15 protein-coding genes and 1 pseudogene are annotated in these 24,135 nt (G+C 39.3%); 12 read left to right on the forward strand and 4 right to left on the reverse strand.

Going from position 1 to position 24,135, the window contains the following annotated elements:
• Positions 1–50 precede the first annotated feature (50 nt).
• From MmiAt1_RS06615 to MmiAt1_RS06635, 5 genes are all read left to right on the forward strand, one after another.
• Positions 51–617 (forward strand): GNAT family N-acetyltransferase, encoded by a 567-nt coding sequence (locus MmiAt1_RS06615; protein ID WP_318786100.1) that lies wholly within the window; start codon positions 51–53, stop codon positions 615–617.
• 193 nt (positions 618–810) lie between these two features.
• Complete coding sequence (locus MmiAt1_RS06620) at positions 811–1,584, forward strand: class I SAM-dependent methyltransferase (RefSeq protein WP_318786101.1); 774 nt, start codon at positions 811–813, stop codon at positions 1,582–1,584.
• A gap of 343 nt (positions 1,585–1,927) precedes the next feature.
• Positions 1,928–2,077: a hypothetical protein gene (locus MmiAt1_RS06625; protein ID WP_318786102.1), complete on the forward strand. Its 150-nt coding sequence runs from the start codon at positions 1,928–1,930 to the stop codon at positions 2,075–2,077.
• Positions 2,043–2,822 carry a hypothetical protein gene (locus tag MmiAt1_RS06630; protein WP_318786103.1) on the forward strand — a complete coding sequence of 260 codons (780 nt, stop codon included), beginning with the start codon at positions 2,043–2,045 and terminating at the stop codon, positions 2,820–2,822. The genes MmiAt1_RS06625 and MmiAt1_RS06630 overlap by 35 nt, the downstream gene beginning before the upstream one ends.
• A gap of 257 nt (positions 2,823–3,079) precedes the next feature.
• Positions 3,080–3,703 (forward strand): PH domain-containing protein, encoded by a 624-nt coding sequence (locus MmiAt1_RS06635; RefSeq protein ID WP_318786104.1) that lies wholly within the window; start codon positions 3,080–3,082, stop codon positions 3,701–3,703.
• 126 nt (positions 3,704–3,829) lie between these two features.
• On the opposite strand, the gene MmiAt1_RS06640 is transcribed toward MmiAt1_RS06635, so the two are convergent.
• Positions 3,830–4,291: a GNAT family N-acetyltransferase gene (locus MmiAt1_RS06640; protein ID WP_318786105.1), complete on the reverse strand. Its 462-nt coding sequence runs from the start codon at positions 4,289–4,291 to the stop codon at positions 3,830–3,832.
• Positions 4,292–4,520: 229 nt separating this feature from the next.
• Between MmiAt1_RS06640 and MmiAt1_RS06645 the strand changes: the two genes are divergently transcribed.
• The 4 genes from MmiAt1_RS06645 (at position 4,521) to MmiAt1_RS06660 (ending at position 15,655) form a co-directional block, all read left to right on the forward strand.
• Positions 4,521–6,680: a DHH family phosphoesterase gene (locus MmiAt1_RS06645; protein ID WP_318786106.1), complete on the forward strand. Its 2,160-nt coding sequence runs from the start codon at positions 4,521–4,523 to the stop codon at positions 6,678–6,680.
• Positions 6,681–6,831: 151 nt separating this feature from the next.
• Positions 6,832–14,205, forward strand: a complete 7,374-nt coding sequence (locus MmiAt1_RS06650) for an RHS repeat-associated core domain-containing protein (protein ID WP_318786107.1) — start codon at positions 6,832–6,834, stop codon at positions 14,203–14,205.
• Positions 14,206–14,207: 2 nt separating this feature from the next.
• Positions 14,208–14,684: a hypothetical protein gene (locus MmiAt1_RS06655; RefSeq protein WP_318786108.1), complete on the forward strand. Its 477-nt coding sequence runs from the start codon at positions 14,208–14,210 to the stop codon at positions 14,682–14,684.
• Positions 14,681–15,655, forward strand: coding sequence for a hypothetical protein (locus MmiAt1_RS06660; RefSeq protein ID WP_318786109.1), 975 nt, complete (start codon positions 14,681–14,683; stop codon positions 15,653–15,655). The genes MmiAt1_RS06655 and MmiAt1_RS06660 overlap by 4 nt, the downstream gene beginning before the upstream one ends.
• Positions 15,656–15,715: 60 nt before the next feature.
• On the opposite strand, the gene MmiAt1_RS06665 is transcribed toward MmiAt1_RS06660, so the two are convergent.
• Complete coding sequence (locus tag MmiAt1_RS06665; protein WP_318786110.1) at positions 15,716–15,883, reverse strand: hypothetical protein; 168 nt, start codon at positions 15,881–15,883, stop codon at positions 15,716–15,718.
• Positions 15,884–16,069: 186 nt separating this feature from the next.
• A pseudogene (gene purL, locus MmiAt1_RS06670) lies at positions 16,070–18,241 on the reverse strand (phosphoribosylformylglycinamidine synthase subunit PurL); the annotation flags it as partial.
• An 804-nt stretch (positions 18,242–19,045) separates the two neighbouring features.
• On the opposite strand from purL, the gene MmiAt1_RS06675 reads away from it, so the two are divergent.
• The 3 genes from MmiAt1_RS06675 (at position 19,046) to larC (ending at position 21,523) form a co-directional block, all read left to right on the forward strand.
• Positions 19,046–19,243, forward strand: coding sequence for a hypothetical protein (locus MmiAt1_RS06675; protein WP_318786112.1), 198 nt, complete (start codon positions 19,046–19,048; stop codon positions 19,241–19,243).
• A 163-nt stretch (positions 19,244–19,406) separates the two neighbouring features.
• The gene (larB, locus tag MmiAt1_RS06680) at positions 19,407–20,321 is read left to right on the forward strand and encodes a nickel pincer cofactor biosynthesis protein LarB (protein WP_318786113.1); all 915 of its coding nucleotides are present in this window, start codon (positions 19,407–19,409) and stop codon (positions 20,319–20,321) included.
• Positions 20,318–21,523, forward strand: coding sequence for a nickel pincer cofactor biosynthesis protein LarC (gene larC / locus MmiAt1_RS06685; protein ID WP_318786114.1), 1,206 nt, complete (start codon positions 20,318–20,320; stop codon positions 21,521–21,523). Before larB ends, larC begins: the two co-directional genes overlap by 4 nt.
• An 804-nt stretch (positions 21,524–22,327) precedes the next feature.
• On the opposite strand, the gene pheT is transcribed toward larC, so the two are convergent.
• Positions 22,328–23,971: a phenylalanine--tRNA ligase subunit beta gene (gene pheT, locus MmiAt1_RS06690; RefSeq protein ID WP_318786115.1), complete on the reverse strand. Its 1,644-nt coding sequence runs from the start codon at positions 23,969–23,971 to the stop codon at positions 22,328–22,330.
• Between the last annotated feature and the right edge of the window lie 164 nt (positions 23,972–24,135).

Below are 24,135 nucleotides of genomic sequence, written 5' to 3' on the forward strand. Positions count from 1 at the left end.
TCTCTTTTATTCTTCAAAAATTATATACCTCTCAACGTCTTATTCGAACTATGCTTATCAGACAAGAAACCGGACCGGATTTTCCGCAAATTTATGAATTTGTTAAAACCGCTTTTCAAACAGCCTTTGTTTCCGGCGGCACGGAACAGGATTATGTCAATAAAATCCGAAGCGGCGGAAATTATATTCCGGAACTTTCTCTTGTCATGATTGATGACTCCGATGACGGCGGGGCCGGCAGCACAACCGGCAAAGAGGCCGGCGGCAAAATTATCGGACACATTATGCTTTCTAAAATTGCCATTCACGGCGTTTCGTCCATGCCGAAAAATATGTTTGAAATTCTGCTTCTCGCCCCCGTTGCGATAGATGCTGATTGCCGAAACAAAGGGCTCGGCTCCGATTTGGTCAAAGAAAGCTTAAAACGCGCCAAATCCGAAGGGTATGCCGCGGTCATTTTGGTCGGCGACCCGCATTATTATGAGCGTTTCGGATTTGTTTCGGCAGCAAAATCCGGAATTAAAAATAAGCAGAATATTCCCGATGAAAACGTTTTGATTTTGGAATTGGTTTCGGGAATCTTAGAAGGCATCTCGGGAACGGTTGATTTTGATTGAGTTTTGATTGAATTTTGATCGAATTTTGTCAAATTCTTCCATAATATTTTGCAATTACTGTGTTTTTTGAAATTATTCATTTTTTTGAATTTATTACATTTTTTCAAAAAAGTATTAAAACAACAACTCTGTTTTTGATAATATGAACGATGCCAATCAAGAATGGAACAATCATTGCGCCAAACAGGCAAAAATGACCAATTTTCAAACGAGTGCCAAGCATTTTTCGGTTCAGAAAAACACCGATCATATGCTGAAAAATTTAATTTCGGGAAATGTCGAGCGCGTGAACGATCAATTGGCACGCCTTCAATTTCCGCCGGGTTCAACTGTTTTGGATATCGGCGCAGGTCCGGGAACATTGGCCGTTCCGCTGGCCGCTGCCGGCTGCAGCGTGACAATTGTTGAACCCGCGCCGCCGATGCACGAAGCGCTTGCCGAATACAAAAAGCTGAAAGAGGTTTCTGCCGATATTCAAATTATTCCGAAAACCTGGGAAGATGTCAATCTCGATGAAATCGGAAAATTCGATTACATCGTTTCTTCTTTCGCAATGTCGGTTCCCGATTTGAAGGAAGCGTTTCTTAAAATGGACGCTGCCGCAGAAAAAGAAGTTCATATCTTTTGGTTTTTAACGGATCCGCCGTGGGGCCGCATTAATGAAGCGCTTTGGACGAAACTTTACGGCGAAGATTATTACGGACGCCCGCTTGCAAATTGGATTTGGAATGCGTTGTATCAGGCCGGCATTTATGCCGATTTGGAAGTTTTGCCGCTCAAAGATTCTCACATTTATGAAACGTTTGAAGAAGCGCTGGAAGAATATCTCGGCAGATTGGGCGCAAAAGAGGATTGGCAAATTCAAATCGCCGAAGAGTATTTGAAGCAGGTGTTTATGGAAGTTCCGGGAAAAGGGTTTGTTTTGCCTGAAGACGGTTTGTACGCGCATATTTGGTGGAAAAAGTAAAAACACTTTTTTTCATCTTTTCCTTTTCCTTTCGTTTTTCATTTTCCTTTCGTTTTTCATTTTCTTTCATTTTTTCAATCTTTTCAAATTTCATTTTGCTTTGCAAAATTTGTTTTTATTTTTCTGATCATTTTTATTCTTTCTAATTATATTGTTTATTTTCAAATACAATCGGCCTTTTTTCTTTAAATTTTCCTTAAATTATTTATACAATTAGTTAAACATTGAATTGTCGGCAAACTGCCGGAAATTCAAATATAAAATTTGCGTTTTTAAAAAAATCGGAACGTATAAACTCAGTTAGAATAATTCCATTTCATTAAACAAAAGGAGGTTTAGACCAATGGCAACATCATCATATACCGATATAATTGTTATCAAAGACAAAAAAGCAATTCAAACACTGAAAGAAGTCATGTTTTCATCCGAACCTCACAATGATGTTGAGGTGGATGTTCTTGAAGAGCTGCGCAGAGGAAGAGAACTTCTCTAAATCCTCTTTTTTTGTTTTAAGTTTCAATGATATGATCATTGAACAAATTCGAAAATGCAAGCCGGAGAACAACCGAACATCAAAACGTGAGTTTTGGAAACAATATCGTGCTGAGATTCTTTCTCAGCTTTCAAATTTTAAATCAATTGACCCGGATCTGGAAAAGTATATCGTTTCAGGGAAGTTTATTGATTATGAACGCAATCATTATTGCAGAAATTATTTTATTTTATCTTCCAACCCCGTTTCTGAATGCGGCAGCTGCCATTCTAATTTTAAAACATGCAACGAATGCTGCACTTTTTTGTTAAAAGAAAGGCGATATAAAGTTCTGGGATTTTTTTCTTTGTCCGGTAAAACAATGCATGTTCAAGATGATTTATATTCAAAAAAACTCATCAGCCGTTTTTCCAGAATTTCTGTTCATAAAGTCGATTATGTCGAAACATACTTGGTCGGTCATCTTTCCAAAAATTATTTCAATAATTATAATTCTGAGATCTCCGGAAATGATATCCTTTTACGGACCATTCAAATCATAAAAGAAGCCAATTCTCTTGTCGGTGTTAATGTTATTCGAATCGACTGCATCGAAAATGAAAAAATCATTCGGTTCTATCAAGCTCATGGCTTCAAAGTTTTACATTCTGTTTTTAAGAACAAATTTAAAAATCAACCCTTCGGTAAATTTAAAAAACGTTCGGCTAAATATCCTTTAATCATGATGGTCCGAAGTGTTCGGTAAACCATTTTTTTTTTTTTTTTTTTTTTTTTTTTTTTTTTTTTTTTTTTTTTTTTTTTTTTTTTTTTTTTTTTTTTTTTTTTTTTTTTTTTTTTTTTTTTTTTTTTTTTTTTTTTTTTTTTTTTTTTTTCATTTTCTTTTACGTTTGCTTTTACGTTTGCTTTTATATTTGTTCCTATGTTGTTTTTTCAGTTCTTTTCGCTTTTTTCAAATATTTTTTCAGATAATTACTTAACCTTGCCGCTACTGAATAAAATTGTATGATTCCATTTAAAGAAGACTTTAAACCGTCACCGCAATACAAACCGTATATGTCTATTACCGCTGTTGTTTCAACCATTCTGGCTTCCGTTTTTACATTCGGAGCAATTATTTTTCCGTTTCTTTTAACCGGAATGGTTTACATTGCTCTCGGAGGACTTGTTTTCATCATTCTGCTCCTCGCCGTTTTTGTTTTGGTGTGGGTGCAGCTTTATTACAAATCCATCGTCTATCATCTGAACGATACGGAAATGACTTGGAAACGCGGCGTCTGGTTCAAAAAAACAGGCATTGTGCCGTACAACAGAATCACAAACATTGACATTTCTCAAGGACCTGTCATGCGGATTTTTAAAATTTCAAACCTTCAGATTCAAACAGCCGGAAATTCCGGCGGCAAAGCCGGTTCCGAAATTTCAATCATCGGCATGGAAGATGCCGAGCCGCTGCGCGCATTTATCATGGATTTCGTCCGCGGAACGGCGCCCGTCACGGCTGTCACAGGCGGCAGCGAAACAGTTTCATCTGCCCCGCAGTCAGCTTCCGGATCCGAGCCGGATATGTCTAAGCTCATCTCGGAAGTTGAAAAAATACGAAAATTACTGGAAGAACAAAACAAATAATTGTTTTTCCCTTTCTTTTTTTACGTTTTTCATTTTTCTGTTTTCATTTTTCTGCTTTCATTTTTCTTGCTTTTATTATTTGTTTTTGTTTTATTTTTTCTGTTTTTCATTTTTCTGTTTTCATTTTTACTTTTCTTTTTTCCAACTCATTCTGTATTCCCGTTCATTTGTTTCATCATCCGTTTTTTCAAAATCAATCACAAATCCGTTTTTCAAATAAAAGCTAACAGCCCGGATATTTTTGACGTAAACATCCAGCTCCAAATAATCATATTCTTTTTGGCAAAATTCAATCAAAGATTTTCCGATTCCCTTTCCTTGACTTTTATAATCTGTAAATAATCCGGCGACATATCGGTTTTCAACAATTCCGATGAAGCCGTAAATTTTTGATTTTTCTTTGAAAACATAAATGTCGGCTTCGGGAAGCATTTTCTTCACGTCTTCAAATCGGCTTTTCCAATAAGTTTCCGGAATAAAATCCTGCCCTGTCAGATTGGTTTTCAGCCACAGCTCGGCAATTTCATTCATTTCATTGGTTTTGTCGGGATCTGCTTTTTCAATCATCAGCGGCAAGATGTCTCTCATTTTATTTTCCTTTTTCTTTGTTTTTTGTCTTCTTTGTTTTTTGTTTTCTTTGGTTCTTCTTTGTTCTTTTTGTCTTATTTGTTTTTCTTTGTTCTTTTTGCCTCTTTGTTTTTTCTTTGTTCTTTTTGCTTCTTTGTTTTTTTGTTTTTTTGTTTTTCTTTGCCTTCTTTGTTTTTCTTTGCAATAGTTTATATTCTAAAATCCGTTTTTTATTTCCAAGTGATAAATTATGAGTGAAAAATGTCCTAACTGTTTCGGCCAGGGTTTCAATATTACGGAAACCGGCCCGTGCCCGAAATGCAGCGGTGTTGTCAGCGCGGGAAAGCCGAAATCCATTAATTTAATGGATCTTTCCGAAAAGAATCTGGATTCTTTCGTGAGCGGCGTCTGTGATGTCTGCGGCGGATCCGGCATTTACGAGAAAAAAGAAAAGTGCGAAGAATGCCGCGGAAAAGGCGAAATCTATCATTGTGTACGCTGCGGCAAACAAATTCCGTACTTGAATGACAGCGGCGAAGAAATCTGCAATGCTTGTCTGTCTTCCGGCTGCGTTCACAAATTGGATAATTCCTGCGATTACAACGATTTGGCAAGCGGAAAGCTTTACATCGGGATTGTCGACGGTTTGGTTGAAAATCTCGGGGCTTTCGTCAAGCTCAACGACGGCATTAAAGGATTATTGCATGAGAAAAATTTCGATTCGGCCTGCTCGTCCATGACGAAAGGCGATGAAATTATTATTCAGATTAAAAATATCAATCGGTCCGGCCGCGACGTGAAATTGGATTTGGTTCCGAAGCGTCCGGGAAAATACGAATTAATCGAAGTGGAAAAAGAGTTCCCGCTGACTTTAATCGGTGACATGACGCCCAAAGACAACGGAAAAGCTGTTAAGTTTTCGGGCGAAGTTCTTCAGGTCAAACAAACCGGCGGCCCCACGATTTTTACAATTTCCGATGAAACCGGACAAGTGCCGTGCGCCGGCTTTTCAACGGCCGGTCAGCGTTCATATCCGGAGATTGATGCCGGAATGGCTGTCTCAGCCGTCGGTGAAATCAACATCCGTGACGGCGCGATTCAGATTGAATTGATGAGCCTGAAACCGCTGCCGGCTGAAGAGGCGGCCGTGCTGATTGAAAAGATTGAAGCGGCTGTTGACAAACGCGCCGAAGCGCATGACATTCCGTTTTTGGTTGAAAGCGACGTTTTGGAAAAATTAAAACCGGCGATGCTTCAGGCCGCCAAAGAAATCCGAAAAGCGATTTTCCGCTCGCGCCCGATTATTCTCAGACATCACGCCGATGCCGACGGCATCACTTCAGCAATTGCAATTGAGCGCGCGATTTTACCGCTCATCCGTGAAGCCGGCGGTCCCGATGCGGAACACCGCGCTTACAGAAGATCGCCGTCCAAAGCGCCGTTTTATGAGCTGATGGACGCCGTTAAAGACGTTTCTTACGCGGTTGAAGATGAAATCCGGTTCGGCCAGCCGATGCCTCTTGTTGTGATGGTGGACAACGGTTCCACCGAAGAAGATGTTCCCGCATACAAACACACGCAGGTGTACGGCATGGATGTCGTTGTGATTGATCACCACCATCCCGATGACATCGCGGACGATTATTTGATTGCGCATGTCAACCCGTACAAAGTCGGCGGCGACTTCGGTCTGACGGCCGGCATGCTTTGTGTTGAAACGGCGCGCATGATCCGCCCCGAAGTGAGCGACGAGATTGTCCATTTGGCAGCCGTTGCCGGTGTCGGCGACCGTTCGGAATCGCCCGAGTGCGCGAAATACATTGAAATGGTGGCCGGCAAATATCCGCTCGATCATCTCAAGAAAATGGCGCTCTCCTTGGATTATGAACAATATTGGCTCAAATTCGGGAGCGGTGTCGGAATTGTTGACGATATTTTAGATCTTCGCGACCATGAAACACATCTCCGTCTCATCAATATGCTCACGGAGCAGGCCGACGGCATGATTAAAGGTCAGCTTGAAGTCTGTCTTCCGAATGTCAAAATGACGGAACTCAAGAGCGGTGCAATTCTCAACACAATCGATGTTGAAAAATTCGCCCACAAATTCACGTTCCCGCCGCCCGGAAAAACATCAGGCGAAATTCACGACATTATGTGCAATCAGAAATACATTGATAAGCCGGTCATCACTCTCGGACTCGGCCCCGATTTCGCTGTCATTCGCTCCAAAAAAGTTTTAATGAATATCCCGCAGATTGTCAGAGAACTGCGCGAAGAATTAATCGGCAGCGGTGTCAACGGCGGCGGCCACTTGGTTGTCGGCAGCATTAAGTTTGTCGAAGGCGCGGCCGATGTCGTGATTCCGAGATTGATTGAAAAATTAGCGGAAGCAGATGTTGAAAAATAATAACATCGCTTCTCTTTTTTATTATTAATCTCTTTCGTTTTCTTTTTTTACTAACATGTATTATCTATATATAAAATATTATATATTTTGATTGTTTATATTATCAAGTAAATTTGTTTTTAATTTAACTATATTTATCTTGGTGATTGCAATGAATGTTAGGTCAATGGTTACTGTCTGTCTCTGTTTTATGATCCTTTTTTCCTTTATTCCGTTAAGCTTTGCAGAAGAGGGTTCAATTGATATTTATACAAGCGAATCTGTTAATTATGAGAATAATTCTTTGGATGAAATCTCTTCTGAATTTGATGACAAAGATTCAACTTCAGAATATTTAGAACAAAATGAACAAGACAAAGTTCATGATGTAAATGAATTTAATAATTTAAATGCAATTTCTTCTTCTATTCCTTCAATAGATGTTGCTAAGTTGACTTCTATTTCCGGACCGGATTTTAGTCATACAAGTGATGCATATCTAACAAGTTTGTTTTCCGGTGCCGCAACATATGGTTACCAATTTAATGTACCTGATGGTGTGGCTTCTTTTCAACCTTCTCTTTCTTTGTCATATAATAGCCATGACGCGGGTGGTGTTTATGGATGGGTGGGAGATGGCTGGTCTTTAAATGAAAATTATATTCAAAGGATTACAAATAGTACATTAACAAATTTAACAGACGATACTTATCGTTTAATATTCAATGGAAATAGCTATAAACTCATTTATAATCCTGAAGATGGGCTTTATCACACTGAGGTAGAATCATATACTTACATTAAAAAAGAAAATAATGGTTCTAACCAAAAAGGAGAGTACTGGGTTGTTAAAACTAATGATGGAGCCGAATACAGATTTGGATATTTTAATAATTCTGAGTTAGTAAATCCTGTATCCGGCAGGAATTACACTGTTCGTTGGTATTTAGATCAATCAAAAGATGTAAACAACAACATTATCCATTATAATTACTCACGCAACCCAACTTCGGGAGAGTATTCAGCTGTTTATTTAAACACAATTACATACAATAATGGTTCAGCAGTCATTCAATTTTTAAGGGCACCCAAATCCCAATATTTTGATATCTATCACGAAGGATGTCGGTATAAAGAAATGAATTTATTGTCGAACATATCAATGTATGTTAATTCTCAGTTAGTTCGAAGATATTCTCTATCATATTCTTCTAATGATAGTCGACTTTTGCTGTCTAATATTTCTGTATTCGGGTCTGATAATAGCAGTTCGCTTCCTCCAACACAATTCTCATATAATACAGCAGGCGGATTTACAAGTAATACTTCAAATCGATTGCCTACGGCCATGTATGAGAACTATTCATCACTTGGCGTTATGCTTGTTGATCTTAACGGTGATGGCAGAATTGATACAACACAAAACACATTAAACCCTAATGCAAATAACACATGGATTAAAAATGGCAATGCAATTTTGAATGAAACATGGAAGTTACCTGTTCAAATTCTTAATAATACAAAGGACACCGGGGTTCGTTTTGTAGATATAAATGGAGATGGATTAATTGATATTGTTCAAAATTCTTTAAATCCTGCATTTAATAGAACTTGGATTAATACGGGTGAAGGATTTGAACTTAATACTTCTTGGAGAATCCCTACACCCATTATAAATAATTCAACAGATTTAGGAGTTAATTTTGTGGATATAAATGGTGACGGATTAGTAGATATTGTTCAAAATACAATTACTCCGACTGCCAATAATACATGGATTAATACCGGTTCCGGCTTTGTTTTGAATAATAGTTGGAGGATTCCTACCGCAACTTTAAATAAATCTAATGATACTGGAGTTCGTTTTGTTGATTTAAATGGTGATGGTTTAACAGATATTATTCGCAATTCAGTTTCTCCGACATACAATAATTCTTGGATTAATACTGGATCCGGCTTTGTTTTGGATTCAAATTGGAAATCACCTGTTCCTTTTGTAAATAAGTCGGTAGATCAAGGAGTCCGGTTGATTGATTTAAATGGTGACGGATTAATTGATATTACACAAAACTCTCTTTATCCTACTTATAATCGAACATGGATTAACAAAGGATATGGATTTGTTGCTGATAATACGAAAAATGTTCCATTAGTTTTTACAAACAATGGTGTAAATCTGGGAGTTGTAGCAACAGATGTTACTGGTGATGGTTTAATTGATTTTGTTCAAAATACAAAATCACCTAATGTAAATGTCTCATATATTAAAAAAGCAAATGGGCCTTATCTATTAAATTCAATTAAGCATTCATCTGGATCAACGACAAATGTCAGTTATGTTTCTTCTACTTCTTATAATAATACGAATTCAGATGGAAAACCTGGACTTCCTATTAATATGTGGCTTGTTTCATCAATTTTGACCAGTGATGGCAAAACTGATGGCATTGGTTACCATCGATCAAATTATAGTTACTCTGGTGGATTATACAATTTTAAACCATACGGTGAAAGTGAGTTCCGCGGGTTTGGTTATGTTAAAGTAACAACAGACAGAAGCATTGAACATCATTATTTCCATCAAGATACAGCTAAAAAAGGATTGGAGTATGAAACCAGAATTACTACGCCTACTGGCCTGATACAAAGTACCAATATTATTAGCACATATGATGAATATGAAAATAATGGTGCTTTTGAAGTTATGCTCCAATCTGTTCAAACTGAACTTTCTTACACAAATAGTTCTCCAATAGTTATGAGAACCAATTATACTTATGATAATTTTGGAAATGTGATTGAAGTTTATGACATCGGGGATATTTCTATAATCGGAGACGAAAAAAGAACATTGAATGAATATGTCTATAATACAAATAAATGGATTTTAAGTTCTCTTAAATCAATATCAATTGTTGATTCTTCAAACAATGAACTTGCAAAATCGTTTTTTTTCTATGATAATCATACTTCAATTAATTCTACTCCTTTAAAAGGGGAGTTAACAAAAGTTATAAATTGGAATGACCGGGGAAATGATGTAGAAATATCATTTGTATACGATTCATATGGAAATCTTATTCGACAAACAGATGCCGAAGGAAATTCAATGTTTGCTGAATATACAAATTCTACAAATTATCTTTATCCTGAAAATATTACAAATGCTTTGGGTCAAAAAATTAAATTAAATTATGATTTGCGTTTGGGTAAATTAACTAAAGTAACGGACGCAAATAATTACAGCACAGAAAATGTGTATGATTGTTTTGGCCGAATTATAAAAGTTGTCAAACCGTATGATACTCTTTTAAATCCGTCAGCTGAATATACTTATTATTTGGATGGGAATATTCCGGAATCGGTAAAAATATCCCTCAAAGAAAATGAGACAAGCCGATTAGATTCTTATCAATATTATGACGGAGTCGGCAGAATTACAAAAGTTGAAACGCCTGATGGCAATGGATCTTTCATTACTCAAGAAACTATCTACAATGTGCATGGCGAAATTAAAAACATGACGGCACCGTACGGAGTCAATGAAAGAAAATTAATTACGCAATATGAATATGATGAGCTTGGGCGGATTACAAAAATAACAAATCCTGATTTCACAACCAGAAGAACGGTTTATGATCAACTTAATATTACAGAATATGATGAGAAAGGGCATATGAAAAAATATGTTCAAGATATTCGCGGCAACATCATTAAAGTAATTGAATATAACGGTGAGGAAATTTACGAAACAAATTATGAATATGACATTCTGAACCGTTTAACGAAGATTATTCCATTGCAGTCTTATGATCAATCAAACATTTCATTTTCAAATGAAATATTTGATTCCTATTACCTTTTAGATAATCGTGTCGGTTTATTACAATTGGATTATTTAGCTCCAAATGAAAGTGTCACTTATTCTATAACTACAAACGGAATTCATGGGCAAAATAGAAATTTATTTGATTTTTATGATAATTTTGCAACGGATAAAAATTGGATTCGTGAAGGGACCGGACAATTCTCTTGGATTTTAGAATCTAATAATTTTATTGATAATACTGGGCTTGAACAGGAGTCGTTGAATTCCAATTTGAATCAATTTACTTCGTTAGATTTAGTTAATCTTTCAGAGGGGTACGTGTATTACACAAGAGTTGATGCTTATGATTTAGCTCCGGAAAATATCTATGGCATGGGTATTGCAAAGGATGATTCAGGAAACAATTTATTTGGATTTAACTTGTCCGAAGTTACAAATTACATGTATATGATTTTTGATCCAAAAATGACTTATTGGTATATGAACGAAAGTTCTGCATTGGATTACCCATATACACATTATATGGTTTTATACAAAATTATTTATGATGCTGATGAACAGAAATCTTATTTCTATTGCGATGGAAACTTGATGTATACATTTGAAGAAACAGTACCTATTAATGATCTTGTTCCGTTGTATCATAAAAAAGGCGGATCTGCCGGGGTTACATTGGTTGATTATATTGTAGGATATCAAAATCCCGTAAATGTCAATAAAAGTCAAGTGGTTTCAAACGGGCAAATATTTTTGACTATCCGTAATGATGGTGATGAACCGTTGAGGTATTCAAATGTGGAATTTGATATTTCAGCTTTTAATTTTTCAAATGTTTCGCTTTCTGATCAAATGCTTAATATTGAAAAAGCTAACAGTTCTCAACCAAATGTAATTTCATATACTGCCCCTTACAAGGTTGCAAATACAACATTTGTGTATGACTCATTAAACAACAAAGTTGAAATGGATGATCCGGATATCGGATTTTGGTCATATGTTTATGATTATAACGGCAATTTAATAAAACAAACTGACAGCCGTGATGTTGAAACTAATTTCGAATATGATGCTTTAAATCGATTAACAAAAGTCATCTATGAGTCGGATGATAACATTACATATTACTATGATAATGGAACTGTCGGTCCTCTCTCAAAAGTGGTGACCGGCATCTCTGAAAAGGAATATTCATATGACGAGAGAATGAGAATTCTAAATGAAACAATAAGCATTGATAATGTTTCTTATACGACTCGGTTTGAATATAATTCTTTAGATTTAATTCAAAATGTAACTTATCCGAATGGACAAATAAAGTCGATGGATTATGATAATCGCGGTATGCTTAAGGCAATTCCGGGTATCATTGATAATATTGAGTACGATTCATCCAATTTAATTAAGGAAAAGACTTATTCAAACGGTGTGTCAACTAAAATGGAATATGACAGTTTGACAAAACGTCTCAAAAATCTTCAGTCCACAGGAAATAATTCCGCTGTACTTCAAAATTTAACATATGAATTTGATCTCAAAGGGAATGTAGCAGCTATTAAAGACTACGAAAATAATGAAACTCAGCGATTTGTATATGATGATTTGGACCGATTAATTGCTGCAAATTCAAATTCCTATTCTCAAGGATTTGTCTATAATCCGCTCGGTTCTATTTTAGCTTTTAATGACGGTTTTAGTACAACAATTTTCGAATATGGTGAAAATGCCGGAATACATGCGCCTACTAAAGTTAATAATGCCTCTTTATATTATGATGAGAACGGTAATTTAATCGAAGATGGTGCTTTCATTTACATATATGATAATGCCAATAATTTGAAAGAAGTTTTGAAAAAAGCTGATAATGAAACAATTGCAGAATATTGGTATGATGAAAACGGTGCGCGTATAAAAAAAGTGGAAGCCGGAAAAACCACATACTATGTAAATGATGTTTATAATGTACATGACGGCAACGCATCCATTTATTATTATGCAAACGGAGAACGTATTGCTAAAGAATCTGCAGACGGAATTGTTTGGTATCTGAATGATTATTTAGGGTCAACAAACGTAGCCGTAAATGAAAACGGCAGTTTGGATGAAATGATCCATTATTATCCTTTCGGAAACCATCGTTCAGTTTCAGGCGGTTCATCATCTCATGAAATTTCAGTTGAAAACTTATTTAAGCAAGATATTGTCACATTGGAAAGTATTTCTACTTCCACTGTAGAGATATTAAATTCTGGTTTGAAAGAAGAGAAAAAGAATTTGTCTTCTTCACAATTTGAATCAGATTCAGACTTTTCAAATTTGGAAAGAACAGCGACTGAATTTAATTTGTATGACTCTGAGTTTCCAGATATGGTCAACAAGTTCACGGATGAAATTATTTACTCTACTCAGTGGGATTTCAAAGCAAAGAACAATAATCTTTTAAGTAGTTCAGAAAACACTGTTTACAATGAATCAGACTTAATTGAGGGTCATAAATATTATATTAGAACCCAAATTCAAAATGGTTCAGCGTTAAGTAATGATATTCCTATAAGGATGTATTCAGAAAAAGCAACCGATCGAACAATCAGTTCTGTTTTTGAATACGGTCCGGAAATCAAAAATATGGAATACTTACTCGGTTCTTACAATCCGTTTGTTTCTTCCATGGATCTTTCCAATCCGGTTTTGGTTGATCTTACAAAAACATTTGGTTCGGGACAAGAACCTGATGTCGGTTGGTGTAATGAATATCTTTCAAATGTCTCCGGTTCAGAAATCCTAACTGTTCCGCTTTTGTCATCTTCCGATGGCCCACAGCCATTATCGTCTACTTATACATATACAGGAAAAGAATACGATTCGGAAGTCGGCATTTATTATTTCGGCGCCAGATATTACAATCCGTCAACTTTTGTTTTCACACAAGCCGATAATATGATTCCTGATGTTTATAATCCGCAAGCTTTGAACCGTTATTCGTTCTGTCTGAATAATCCTGTTACTTATACAGATCCTGACGGACATGCTATTAATATCGGTTTAGCAATTGGAGGCGTTATAGCTGGTGCAGTATTTGGCGCAGTTTCTTCTGCTCTCATACAACATTATACAACGGGTACCATTAATAAAAATGAAGTTCTAAAATCGGCAGCTATAGGTGCCGTTGTTGGTGGTATTGGCGGTTTGACCATGGGAGTCGGATTAGCTGCAGCAACGGCTGGTACTACCAAAGCAGCAGGGTTAACTATGTTTGGAACTACTGCCGCAGATAAAGCTGCAGCGGTAATTGTATATGCACATGTTGGCGGTTATTCAGGTATAGTTTCAGGTTCATCTAAAAGAGCTCTGGAAGGTGAACAAGTTTTGAATGGTAATGAAATGGTAAAAGATATAGCATTTGGTTCGGTAGATGGCGTATTTCAAATAAAAAACATAACGACATCGTTTTCTTATACTTACGATGTTTCGCAAGCATACAGTTCTTCAGTTGTCATACAAAGCTCTAGTTCAAGCAGTGGGGGTAGTAGTAAAGCAGTTATTAAAGATCCAAGTCCTACTAAATCCAGTAGCAGCAGCGGTTCTTCATCTAAAAGTATTGTTTCTACAATTACTACGGGTGCAAAAAGTGTTCAAAGCAGTATTAAATCAAGTGTCAATAATGCCGCAAGTAAAGTTAACAATGCAATAAATAATTTCAAGTCAAAATTGGGGTTATGATTATGCAATCATCCCTTTTTAAAAATTTATTATTGTTTGTGCTGATACTGCTTTCATCAGCTTTGGCACTATTTTCTGATATATCTGATATTTCATATATCATTCATTTTTTTGAACGTATGGGTGTATGTGGATTTTTGACTGCTATTTATTGTTATTATAATTATACGTTTTTTGTTGTCAATTCTCAGAGCAGAAAACTTATTTACCCTTCCCATATGCAATCAATATTATCTACGATGTTTTTCGTTTTTTATTTCGCATTCTTATGTGTCGTTCTTATACTTTTATCTCTTGGGATTGCAAGTCTCTTTTTAGATGAACCGTTCCAAATCTTTGAGATGCCAATGTTTTATTTCTTACTGCAGGCATCAACCTTATGTTTATTTTTAATATTTGCTGCAGCATTGAATCATATTGCATCAAAATCAACTGCTACAGGCACAGGTAAAAGTAACAGGGAGGTTTTATCTGAATGATGCTCTTTTTTATTTTATTTTTAATCATTTCTTCGTTGCCTGCATTTTACATTGCGACGAAAAAAGATTTTATTGTCATCCCCAATGATACATTTAATCGCTATTGGATGCGTCTCATTATTCTTTACCCGATGACTCTTTTTACGTTTTTAATAAGCATGGGTATGATTTACGGGCTTGAAACTTTTTTTTCTTTCAGGCTGGATGATTACACTTTCATCAAATATGCGGCGTTACTTGTTCCTTTATTGATTGCTTTCATATTTATTTGGGTATTTGAAAAATATATTATTAAAAATGACATCATTCAAAATTCATTGGATATTGTAAAAGACAAACTTTTCATTTATTTTCCGGATGACAATAATCGTATTCTCCCTCGAAAAGCAGCGGGAACAAAATATAATTTCCCGAAACGAAAACCTGACGAATTTCTTCTCGGAATTCAGATGTCTGATTTTATCATAGCAGAAGAAGAAATTGAGGGTCGGGACATTCTTTTCACACTTGACGGCGAACTTATTGTCAGTGAACGTGTTTTGTCGGTTTTTCAAAATAATAATCTGACCGGTTATTCAATTCGCCCGACGAAATCCAGAAAAACAAAAGCAGCATTGAAACCTGCTTTTTATCAAATAACATCGCATAAATATATGCCGCCGGTTTCAGAATTCACTCAAATCAAAACAAGTCGATTTTCGGTAACCTCCGTTCCTCTTAATAATGAAGTCTATTATGATTTGAAAACGTTAAAAAACACTTCGGATTTTAACAGAAGTTTGGAATATTTCGGAGCAAATGATTTTGACCCGTATGCACCGCAGCGTTTTTGGATCGTTTCTCCAAAAGTTAAAGAAATATTCATTAGTCGATTTAAACAAAGTGAACGGGACTTTATTTCGATTTTTTTAGTTGATTCGGAAGTTTCGGATGATCAGCAAAATGAAACAGAACAACAGGAATTTGAATAAAAACGGATGATTTTTCCATTTTATTTTTTTAAAAACCGACTTCGTTTTCGAATTTATTTTTTAAAATTGCAGCAACTCGCGCACGGCGGCACAGCAATACTGACGGCAGCAGCAAGATGCAGGGGTAGCTGCTAAGTGGAAACAGCAAAACAGCTGCATGGAAACAGCAAGGTAATCTGTGCCCACGCTCGCGTAGCGAGCGGATGTGATAAAAATGAGATGATGCATATGGAAACAGGAAGAGGCATGCCAATGCAAACAGAACCAACTGCAAACAAACCAATTACAAACAAAGCAATTGCAAACAGAACCAACTGCAAACAGTATTAATAATTTGAAAAACAAAAAAGATGAAACAAGATATTGAATTTCAATATCTCATTTCTAATTTAATTTTAAAATTTATTTGAAAATTTATTCGTATTTGTAACCGATTTTCATCGCTTTCTCAATTGAAGCGGATGCGTCGTCGATTTCTTCTTTGGTCAAAGCGATTTCTTCTTTGCCGGCCGTAATCTTCAAGCCGCCGCCTGCGACAGTCTTTCCGATAACAATGCACGGAATATCTTTCATGATTTCCGCAATCTTGTCGGTTGATTTGACTGTGAGAATTGCTCTTGCCGGGGATTCGGAGAAGAGAAGTTCGTCTGCGCGGTCAATTCCAAGCGCCGTTAAATCAACTTCCGCGCCGACATCGGTGAGCATTGATGCGAGCGCTTTTGCAAGACCGCCTCTTGAAATGTCGTGCGCACTTGTCACGTCGCCGGAGGCACAAGCCTTTGCGATTGCATCAATAATCTTGTCGTAGTTTTCGGGAACTGTCGGAACTGTTCCGGCGTCTTCCATGTCGGAGACGCGGTAGTATTCGCTGCCGCCGAGTTCTGCTTTGGTTGTGCCGATGAGAAGAACGGTTTCGCCGGCTTCTTTGAAGAATGAAGACGGGATTTGTTTTTCAAAGCTCACAATTCCGAGTGTGCCGATTGCGGGTGTCGGAAGAATGGCGGTGTCAAATTCCGCGCTTTCGTTGTAGAGGGACACATTTCCGCCGACGACGGGGATGTTTAATTTCTTGGCGGCATCGGAAAGGCCGAGGACGGACTGTTTCAAATACCAGTATTGTTCGGGCTTGTTGGGGTTGCCGAAGTTGAGGTTGTCAACGAGGCAGAGACCGGGCGCGCCTTTGACGGCGAGGTTCATCGCGTTTTCAATGACGGTCATCACGGATCCGGTATACGGGTCCAAAAGACAGATGGCGGGCTCGCAGCCGCAGGTCATGGCAACGCCTTTTTGGTCGGTCACCTTGATGATGCCGGCATCGCCGCCGCTTTCACCGTAAACGATCGGGAGTGTTGTTTTCGCGTATTTTTCCCAAACGGTTTTGCGGGAGGCGAGGTTGTAAGAGGAAAGCATGTTCAGAACGCAGGCTTTCATGTCGGCCGGAAGCGCGGGTTTCTTGGACAAAAGCGCTTCTGTTCTCGGTGCGGGCGCCTCGGACGGAAGTTCGCATTTCGGAACGCCGCTGACGATAAATTCAATCGGAAGTTCGGCTTCGACTTTTCCTTTGTAAGTGACGCGGTAAACCGGGTCTTCGGTTAAGTAGCCGACATCGGTTGCCAAAACGTTGTGCTTTCTCATGATTTCCATGACGGTTTCCATGTTTTCGGGTTTGACTTCGGCAAGCATGCGCTCCTGTGTTTCGGAAAGCATGATTTCAAAAACGGTCAAATCATCAAAGAAAAGAGGCACGTCATCAACAATGACGGTAAATCCGAAGCCGCCTTTTTCGGCCATTTCGACGGTTGCGCCGGTTAAGCCGGAAGCGCCGAGGTCGCGGCAGCATTCGATGAGTTTCTTTTCGATAATTTCGATGGTTGCGTCAATCACGCGTTTTTCAAGTTCGGCGTCGCCGCCGGGAATGGTTTCTCTGGCAGGGGTGTCGTCTTCGGACATGTCAGCAGATGCGAACGCTGCGCCGCCGAGACCGTCTCTTCCGGTTTTGGAGCCGAAGAGGATGAATCTGTTGCCGGGCGTTTTAGAAATGGAAGTCATTAAGTTGTCTTTCTTGCCGAGGCCGACGCAGACAACGTTGACGAGCGGATTGCCGTTGTATCTTTCATCAAAGTAAGATTCGCCGCGGATGCCGGCCACTTTAATGGTTTCGGCGTAATCGGCGGAGCCTTGGAGGATGTTGTCAAAAATCCATCTGTTTTTGTCGGAATCCAGGGGGCCGAGATAGAAAGGCGCAAGGACGGCGACGGGAAGCGTTCCCATGGAGATGACGTCGCGGACAATGCCGCCGACACCGGTTGCGGCGCCGCTGTAAGGATCAATGTAGGACGGGTGGTTGTGGCTTTCCATGGCGATGGAAAGGATGTGTTCGTCGTCAAATTTAACGACGGCAGCGTCATCGCCTGGGCCGATGATCACATTTTCGCCGGTCGTTTTAAAGTTTTTCAAAAGCGGCCAGCTGGAACGGTAGGAACAGTGTTCGCTCCAAAGGTTCAAGAAAATGCCCTGTTCCAATTCGTTTGGCTGACGGCCTATTTTTTCAACAACAAGTTTGAGATCTTCTGCGGGTAACATATGTGATTGAGCCTCTTTTTGCGGTTAGAATTTGTGATTTCGATTTGAATTAAATTCTGTTCTGTTAAATAAATAAATTAAGAATAAATTAAGAAAATCATAAAATTCTTAAAAATTGATTTTTTCCGTTTCGTTGAAACAATCGGGAAAAATATTTTTAACTTTTCAAATAAAAAAAATCTCAATAATTTAAAAGCCTTCCCATAGACCGAAAAAACGCCGCTATTTGTCATAATTTATATTGACAATACGTTTTCAAAATCACGGGGAGTTATTTTTTGTTTTTCAAAATATTACTGAAATTTATCATGATTGTTATGATTTATTTTTTTGATTATTTTGATTTTTTTTGAAAAATAATTCATTTGGGAGAATATATCTTTTTTATTTCATTTTATTTTTCTTTTTGCCGCAAGACCGCTGCGCGCGCGGGCCGCTCCGATTTTTTAAAATGAATTAAAAACACGGTTGGGTTTTCAGCGAAATATTCCGGGGGTTGTTTGTGTTTTCATTAAAACCGAAACATCATTTTTCATAACTTTTCAAACCCGAACCCCCTCTTCCGTAAAATAAAACAGAAAAAAACGGGGTTCGTTTTTCTTTAACTTTTGAATAAAACGATGTTTCGGTTTTTGAAAAATAATTAAACCCCAAGAACCGCCCCTCCAATCTGAGTTTTGTGAGTGCAGCGAGCAAAATGAAGATTGGAGATAGACTCAATGACTTCAATTAAAACAAAAAGCTGTTTTGTTGTCAATCCGGTTGCTGTATAATCTTAGTGCTGTTGTTCTGCCACTCGGTTTGCGTTTGCTGCATGCATCATCTCATTTTTATCACATCCGCTCGCTACGCGAGCGTGGGCACTGCTACCTTACTGTTTCCGTTTGCCGCTGTTACCTTACCGTTTCCGTTTGCCGCTGCTGCCTTCTCGTTTCCGTTTGCCGCTGTTACCTGCCGTCTGCCATTACCGCTGCCGCCCGCGCGCGAGCTGCTCCGTTTTTTTAAAATCATTCAAAATCGCCTTCTTTTTTTGATTTTCATTTTCCTGCGGTACGCGGGGTTTGGCTTTCAGCATGCTGATATCGCCGGCTATAGTATCTAATATTTATACTTCGGATTCATAAAATGACAAAAAAATTCACTTCATGTGACAACTGAGGCACAAAAAATGGATATTCAAAAAGTATTGGAGCAATACCGCCGCGGCGAAATTGATTTGGCGGAGGCGGAAGATGCCGTTCGGTCCATGGGTTTTTTGTCCGTTTCGGATATTGCCCGCGTCGATACTTTCCGCTGCAAACGAACAGGCGTTCCTGAGGCGGTGCTGGCCGAAGGCAAAACGGATGACGACCTTTTGGCCATCGTCCGCGCTCAAGTGGATGCTGTCGGCCGGGTTCTTGTGACGCGCGTCTCTTCGGCGCAAATGGTGCTGCTCGAATCCGCTTTTCCGAACTGCGTTCAAAAAAGCCGCGCTCAAACCATTTGCGTTGTTCATGCCGCGGACCGATCCGAACCGCCGAAGGGCGGCGGTGTTGTCGCAATCATTTCCGCGGGAACGGTTGACATCAAAGTGGCCGAAGAAACGAAAATGACAGCCGAAGAAATGGGCTGTCAAACGATTGAAATTTATGACGTCGGCGTTGCCGGCTATCACCGCCTTATTTTGGAGATGGAAAATCTCCGCGAAGCCAAACCTGACGCGGTTGTTGTTGCCGCCGGGCGTGAAGGAACGCTTCCGACAGTCGTTGCAGGCATTATTGACGTACCTGTCATCGGATTGCCGGTTTCCTCCGGCTACGGCATGGGGGCAAACGGGGAAGCGGCACTTCTTTCCATGCTTCAGTCCTGTTCCGTTATCAGCGTTGTGAATATTGACGCCGGATTCGTTGCCGGCGCATATGCGGCGCGCATTGCCAACCGAATGCAGGCGGCACGCAGCGGCGATAAGCATGGCGGTCAGTACAGCAATCACAGCAATCACAACAATCACAGCGGAAATCACAAAAATTACAATACTCATAATAATCGCAATGAAAAGAGTGATGAAAAACACAGAACAAATCACGGGGGTAATCATCAATGAAAGCGCTGTATTTTGAACCGTTTTCAGGTGCTTCGGGCGACATGATTTTGGGGGCTTTGATTGATTTGGGCGCGTCCGTTTCTTTTATTCAAAAACACATTGAACCGCTTGCCAATGTTTCCATGGCTGTTCAAAAAACGGTCAAAAAGGGAATTTCGGCATTGGATGTTTCAATTTCTGAAAATTCGCCGAACAACGAGCGCCATTTTTCTGAAATTTGCGAAATCATCTCCGGCGCGGGCTTGCCCGAGGAGGTTGAAAAAAACGCGTTCGCCGTTTTTGAAATTATTGCAAAGGCCGAATCCGCCGTTCACGGAAAACCGCTGAGCGAACTGCATTTCCATGAAACCGGGCAGGATGACGCGATTGCCGATGTCGTCGGCTGCTGTCTGGCTTTTTACGATTTGAAAAACAATCCCGAAACGCAGTATTGTGAAATTCTCTGCGGCGATATAAATGTCGGCGGCGGTTTTGTGAATTGCTGTCACGGAAAACTTCCGGTTCCGGCGCCGGCAACGCTTGAAATTCTGAAATCCGGCGGACTGCCGTTTTACGCCGACGGCAATCGGGAACTGCTGACGCCGACAGGGGCCGCCGTGCTGTCCCATTTTGCCGCTCCCGCTCAAATCCGGACAAGCAAAACCGTTTGCATCGGTTACGGCGCGGGGGATGCCGAAACGGAGTCGCCGAACGTTTTGCGCGCGTCTTTGATTGAATATTCCGGATGCGTCCCGCTTCTCAAGGATCAGATCGAAGTTTTGGAAACAAATGTGGATGACGTCACGGGCGAAATTCTCGGGCATTTGGTTGAAAATCTGATGGCGGCCGGGGCTTTGGATGTGTCCGTTTTTCCGATTTATATGAAAAAAGGACGGCCGGCACACATGATTAAAGTGATTTCAAAGGCTGACCGGTCCGAGCAGCTGGCGCGGCAGATTATCCGCGAAACCGGATCGCTCGGTGTCCGCATCATTCCGACCAAGCACAGAGTGTCGGTGAAGCGTGAAATTGTTTCTCTGCCGATTCAAATCAGCGGCCGGACATTTGAAATACCGTTTAAGATTGCGCGGTTTGAAGACGGCGAACTCATTACCGTTTCCGCCGAATATGAAAATTGCAAACAGATTTCCTCGGAAATCGGATTGCCGCTTCGAACGGTGATTCAAAAAGCAGAAGAAGAAGGGCGCCGCCGTTTTTGTTAATTTGTTTTTGATTTCCTTTTTTTATTTCTGTTTTCTATTTTCGTTTTCATTTTGATCTGTTTTTATTTTCGTTTTTGTTTTTGATCTGTTTTTATTTTTGACACGTTTTATTTTTAATTCATTTTATTTTTAATTCATTTTATTTTTAATTCATTTTATTTTTAATTCATTTTTATTATTCATTTTATTTTTGTATTATTGAATCTGTTCTGATAATTTCTGCCGCAGCCGTTTTCATTAATTTTTCCGTTTGTGTTTATGAATTTTTATCCTGCTTCGCATCGTGCCGTTTTTTCTGTTTTTCAAGATCGGTCGTGCCTCTTCCATAATAGATAACTATATATACACCTGCAATAATTAGGGTGAAATAGGGTTAGGTAAACATAAATTGTTTTACATTCTTTTGTCTGACGACACCAACCTCCGTAAAACAATCATTATCAATCCATCGGCAAAATGTTGACCCCCAACAACATTTTGGTTCTACTTTTTCCGCCGCCGGTCTGTCCCCAATATTAGATCCGCGGCGGGTTTTAAACCTCTTTTGTTTTTCAGTTATTCAACTAAATTTGAGTAATTTTATTTTTATAAAAATTTAAAACCTGCGGGTTTCAAAAAATTTCAAGAAGTTCAAAAAACAGAAATCAAAAGAAATTCAAAAGCAGAAATTAAAAGAAATTCAAAAGCAGAAATTAAAAGAAATTCAAAAGCAGAAATTAAAAGAAATTCAAAAACAAAAATTAAAAGAAATCCAAAAGCGGAAATCAAATTGAGAAAAGCAACATCAGAAAATTTAGATATGTCTTAAAATATCAAAGACATATCTGCTTCAAAACCGATAACGGCATATCCCAACTCAAATGCGTTTAAAACGCCGGGATGGAATTCGCCGAAAACGCCGACTTTTTGGCCGCCGACATAAATATCCGCCGCTCTTCCCGAGAGGAATGCCGGATCTTCCGATTCTTTTAATTCATAATCCGTTTCCATTTCTCTGAAAAACGCGTCGGCCGCTTCGGACATTTCCGTAAAGTTGGCGGCGTGGTGAATGGAAACCGCGGCAATTTTCTGTTTATTTCTGCCGCTGACAGCGACTTCGCCGACTTCAAAAATCTTTTGCGGCAATTCGCGGTGGCGGTTCAGCGCGAGAATTTCAAGCAGGCCCGGAAGAAGCGTTGTTCGAAGCATTGTCTGATCTTCGCTGATTGGGTGCGTGACATAAGTGACATCTTTTGTAATCGGACGGCGCATATTTTCAAAGTGGATCTTCTCGCTGGTCAGCGTGAACGGCATAACCTGGCTGTAACCGAGACTGACCATGGCTTCGCATGAGGCAAGCCGCGCAATCGAAAGCGGGTGAGATTTTCCCGCAGTGTATGTCTGGGGCAGCTTTGCCGGAATGTTTGCGTAGCCGTAGCCGATGGCAACGTCTTCGATAATATCATATTTATGCAAAATGTCCGCGCGGTACGCGGGCGCGTCCACTTCGAATGTTATCGGACTTTTAGAAATCACGGACGCGTCAAATCCCATTTTTTCAAGCGATTGAATCACTTCTTCGGGAGACAGTTTGAATCCGAGATGCGTTTCAATTTCTTCAAGCGCAATTGCATATGTCACAGGTTCCATGTCGGGAAGAAGCGTTTCCGACTCTTCGCTGTCCGCGCTTTCATCAATAATTCTGACGGCTTCAATAATGCCGCCGCGTTCGGCAAGCGCCGCAACGACGATATTCAACGCCGTGTAAACTTCTTTGCCGGTTCCGGTCACGTCGATGAATAATTCTTTGGTGGATTCGGTCACGGTCGTTCGTGTTCCGTTAATGATCGGCGGGAACGACAAAACATTGCCGTTATCATCTTTTATAATCGGATAAGTCTTCATGTCTTTGACGAGGTGCGCGAATTTAACGCCTTTTGCGTGTTTTTCCAAAATTTCGGTCATCGTCATTTCTTCGGTATGGTCCAGCGGAACAAAAGAATAATCGGGCGATTCCGTCATGTAAGTGAACGGCGCGCTGATGTCTGCCATGTCGTGAACGCCGATGGATACTTTTTTGCGGTTCCGGCCGAGCGCCCAATGCAGATCTTCCTGCAAATCCATGAGTGATTTGATGGAAGCGGATGTAAATGCCAGACCGCGGACAACAGCGCAGCCGAGAACGGGACGAAGATCTTTCACTTCTTTTTTAATTGTGATTTGGACCTGCGGCGGATTGACCGTGTATTTTTTGAGGCCCGGGCTGATTCCGAGGAATGCTTTCATTGCGCGGGAAACACCTTCTACGCTGTAAAAATCCGGACGGTTCGGGAAAAACTCAATGTCGATTGTTTCTTCTTCCACACGTTCCACTTCGGCGCCGATCATTGAAACATTGTCAATGATTTCCTGCCGGTCGATGCCGGATAATGTTTCCAGGTCTTTTGAATCAACAGTAATAACAGGCATAATGAATCAGATTTGAAATATTTTTTAAAATATGAATTTTTAATTTGAAAATTATTCAATTTAAATATGAAATAATGAATGGAAATATTAACGCTTTCTTTGATATATGAATTATTCCGTTTATTTTTTAGTTCTCATTTTTCCGTTTATTTTAATTTTCATTT

It is taken from the genome of Methanimicrococcus hacksteinii (genome assembly GCF_032714515.1).
Classification (GTDB): domain Archaea; phylum Halobacteriota; class Methanosarcinia; order Methanosarcinales; family Methanosarcinaceae; genus Methanimicrococcus; species Methanimicrococcus hacksteinii.